This window comes from Enterobacter sp. (genome assembly GCF_977039595.1).
Window position 1 is genome coordinate 1 of record NZ_CDRQYH010000136.1, and the last position, 2,706, is coordinate 2,706.

Genomic DNA, 2,706 nt, shown 5'->3' on the forward strand with positions numbered 1-2,706 from the left:
CAGGTTAAAAACCAGCGTACGAAAACAATAAGTTAGAAAGGATACACTATGTTAAAACGTTACTTCGCGCCGTTAGTACTGGCCTCACTGGTTCTGGCAGGCTGTCAGTCGCCGCCGGAAGGCAAATTCACTCCTGAGCAAATTGCGGCGATGAAGTCTTACGGTTTTAACGAACTGAACGGTGACTGGTCGCTTGGCATGTCGGACACCATCCTGTTTGATAAAAATGACGCCAGACTGCGTTCTGAGAGTGAAACGCAGATCCAGTCCATGGCCTCTCGCCTGGCGAAAACCGGCCTGACCCATGCGCGAATGGACGGTCACACGGATAACTACGGGGAAGAAAGCTACAACGAAGCGCTGTCGTTAAAACGCGCCAACGCCGTGGCCGATGCCTGGGCGAAGGGTGCAAATATCCCGCGCAGCAATCTCACCACGCGAGGATTAGGTCAAAAATACCCGGTGGCGAGCAACAGTACCCCGCAAGGGCGCGCTGAAAACCGCCGCGTCGCAGTGGTGATCAGCACGCCATAGGGTTATTTAGCGGATGATTCGGCGAGCGTCACCCTGGTTGCCGCTCGCCAGCGCAGCCAGTCCACCAGAATAAACAGCGCCAGACTCACGCCCATCACCGGCAGGGCCAGCCCCAGCAGTACGCTGATTATCAGCGTAACCCCTCTTCCCCATCCTGACAGCGCCAGCCAGCTCTGACAAAGCGTCTGTACCGGACTCACTGCCGATTGCGCAGGACGACGCATCCACCACATCCGGTATCCCCAGATAATGAGCACGCACAGGGCGAGGCCAAACGCCACGAGCAGCAGCTGATTCACCAGGCCGAATAAGATCCCCATATGGAAATCCACGCCCCAGCGGGTCAGTTTTGCCATTAACGGGAAATCCTCGAATCGGGTTCTGTCCAGGACCTGCATCGTATGGGGATCTACCGCAACGGCGTCCACCTGAGTCGGCCAGCTGCGATCGATTTCCGTTACGGTCCAGGCACGATCCATTGTTTTCGCCGGGCGGATCTCCAGCTTGCTGGCATCAATCCCCGCGTTACGCGCCGCGCTTAATACCCCGTCAAACTGCGTCAAATCCATCGCCATTTCCGGCATCATCATCCCACCGTGATGACCGCGATGTTCGGCATGTTCATCCATAACCTCATGTTGGCCGGATAGCGTCGTGTTCACCTGCGGGGTGAGCCAGTTCATCTCTGCACGTAGCTTATCCACGTTCCCGCCAGCCCACTGGGACCAGGTCAGGCCGGTAGCTGAGAACAGCAGCATTCCTCCCAGCAGACTCCAGCCCAGCGTCACGTGCACCCGACGCCGGTTCTGGAAGCGATTGTTGATCCGCCGTTTGGGTCGGGTATAAAACCACAGGGCAATACCGCCCAGCGCGGCAACCCACATCCAGGAGGCTGCAAGCTCGCTGTAGAGCCTCCCCACGTCGCCCAACATCAGAGAGGTGTGGAGGTAATCAATGGTCTGACGCAGCGGTAAAATCCCGCTGGTGCCGTATACCGTCATATCTCCCAGTACCGTCAGGCTTACCGGATCCACGAAGATAGCGCGGTTCTCCGATGGCCCAAGTTTCGGGTCAGCGAACATCACGCGGGTGGTTTCGCCTTCAGCCAGCCCCGGACGAACGGCGTGCAAACGTAAATCTGATCCAACGGTTTTTTCCGCCACGGCGATTTGTTCGGCCAGAGGCTGCGGCTCGCCCACGGAATCCGCGTGGAGCGCGTGTCGGTAGAGCGCATTCTCCAGCTGCGGGGTCGCCACATACAGCGTCCCGGTCAGCGCGGCGAAGAAGATAAACGGGCCGACAAACAGCCCAACGTAGAAATGAAGGCGACGCAGCAGGTTTCCCCATGCCACGCGCGAGGTGCAGGTAGTCATACTTTTCCTTTTTAAGGCAAAAAGTTATCGATTTTGTTTTTAAAGGGAAAAAGCAGACTGCCGCGGCGGCGCGCGGGTATCCGGGTAAAGCCAGGGGAAGAAGTGCCAGTGGTTGACCGCCTGACGCGGCGGCTTAACGCGAAGCCTCTGCAGCACCACGCTGAGCAGGACGATGAGCGCCAGCATCACGCCAGGGACATGCGCTAACAGCACGCAGTAGCCACAGGCTTCCGCATGGTCGACAGGCATCGTGTGCGGCATATCAACGTGATGCTCGTCCATCGACATCATGCTCATGTCATGATGCATACCCGGCATGGCGCTTATGGGATCTTTCTGCAATGAGACGGAGATCAGCGGCGCCACCACGATCAGCAGGATCGCAAACAGCGCGATCAATGCCGCTGCGCGTTTCCGGTCAGGCTGATGCAGTACGTTATCCACTTCCCCTCCACTCAAGAGGCAAGCATTGTAAATGATTTATGAAGAAAGGGTTAACTCGAGAGGTGCGATGGGATAAAAAAAGGGCCAGCCTTTCGGCCAGCCCTTTCTAACAGGATGTCGCTTAAGCGAATCTTAGTTCAGACGCTCTTTAATACGAGCAGACTTACCAGTACGCTCACGCAGGTAGTACAGTTTAGCTTTACGTACAGCACCACGACGTTTAACAGCAATGCTGTCAACTACCGGAGAGTGAGTCTGGAAGACACGCTCAACGCCTTCGCCGTTGGAAATTTTACGAACAGTGAATGCAGAGTGCAGACCGCGGTTACGAATAGCGATAACCACGCCCTCGAAT

General features: G+C 56.6%; 4 protein-coding genes. 1 reads left to right on the forward strand and 3 read right to left on the reverse strand.

Annotated features, from left to right (window positions below):
* Positions 1-48: 48 nt before the first annotated feature.
* Positions 49-534 carry an OmpA family protein gene (locus ACWYRJ_RS20735; protein ID WP_455508538.1) on the forward strand — a complete coding sequence of 162 codons (486 nt, stop codon included), beginning with the start codon at positions 49-51 and terminating at the stop codon, positions 532-534.
* A 2-nt stretch (positions 535-536) separates the two neighbouring features.
* Here ACWYRJ_RS20735 and ACWYRJ_RS20740 read toward each other — a convergent pair whose 3' ends face one another.
* The 3 genes from ACWYRJ_RS20740 to rplS all read right to left on the reverse strand — a co-directional run.
* Positions 537-1,907, reverse strand: coding sequence for a PepSY-associated TM helix domain-containing protein (locus ACWYRJ_RS20740; RefSeq protein WP_455508539.1), 1,371 nt, complete (start codon positions 1,905-1,907; stop codon positions 537-539).
* Positions 1,908-1,946: 39 nt separating this feature from the next.
* Positions 1,947-2,351, reverse strand: a complete 405-nt coding sequence (locus tag ACWYRJ_RS20745; RefSeq protein WP_455508540.1) for a DUF2946 domain-containing protein — start codon at positions 2,349-2,351, stop codon at positions 1,947-1,949.
* Between the two features lie 132 nt (positions 2,352-2,483).
* The coding region (rplS, locus tag ACWYRJ_RS20750) for a 50S ribosomal protein L19 (protein ID WP_368283861.1) at positions 2,484-2,706 on the reverse strand (223 nt) is incomplete at its 5' end.

Bases quoted from the DNA above. Each gene is read 5' to 3' on its own strand.
- ACWYRJ_RS20735 (WP_455508538.1), top strand. From the start codon at position 49: ATGTTAAAACGTTACTTCGCGCCGTTAGTACTGGCCTCACTGGTTCTG.
- ACWYRJ_RS20740 (WP_455508539.1), bottom strand. From the start codon at position 1,907: ATGACTACCTGCACCTCGCGCGTGGCATGGGGAAACCTGCTGCGTCGC.